2 tRNA genes are annotated in these 695 nt (G+C 41.6%); both read left to right on the plus strand.

Going from position 1 to position 695, the window contains the following annotated elements:
- Nucleotides 1-37 precede the first annotated feature (37 nt).
- A tRNA-Ala gene (locus tag AB6T38_RS19210) sits at nt 38-113 on the plus strand.
- A gap of 43 nt (nt 114-156) precedes the next feature.
- A tRNA-Ile gene (locus tag AB6T38_RS19215) sits at nt 157-233 on the plus strand.
- Nucleotides 234-695: the final 462 nt, after the last annotated feature.

The raw sequence follows: 695 nt of genomic DNA on the forward strand, positions 1-695 counted from the left end.
AGAGAAGAGAACGATGACCGTTATTTTGAACGATAACGGGGCTATAGCTCAGCTGGGAGAGCGCCTGCCTTGCACGCAGGAGGTCAGCAGTTCGATCCTGCTTAGCTCCACCATTTTTAATGTGGTTGATAGGTAAGTCTATCGGTTGTATTGAATAGGCTTGTAGCTCAGCTGGTTAGAGCGCACCCCTGATAAGGGTGAGGTCGGCAGTTCAAGTCTGCCCAAGCCTACCATTTTCGGTGAAATGGTTGGAACCGGATTTGAGGTCATCGTAAAGGAAGCAAGCCTTAATCAATAAATGTGAATGCGCATATATTGATTAGGGTTTTTTAAACCTTAATGTGCACGTTTCGATAAATTTGTACTATGTTCTTTAACAATTTGGAAAGCTGATAAAAGTAATCAAAACTAAAGAGTAATAATTGAAGAAGTATCTTCAAGCGTACTCTATCTGATTTTGTGATTAGTACTTGTCACGCATACACGAGCTCTTAAATGAGCACCTTTGATTTGTGAGTAAAAAGGCGCAAATCAAACCAAGGGTTACCCATCAATCATTCATGTCTTTGATGGAATAGCCAACGATTTGGTTTCTAGGCAAGTGGATACGAAAATCGAATGAGGGCGCATACGTATTTTGTATGTAACCGAGTGAGATTGAAGAGCCACGAAGAATAGGAAGCAAAGCGGTAGGA

The sequence above is a fragment of the Aliiglaciecola sp. SL4 genome (assembly GCF_041538045.1).
GTDB lineage: Bacteria > Pseudomonadota > Gammaproteobacteria > Enterobacterales > Alteromonadaceae > Aliiglaciecola.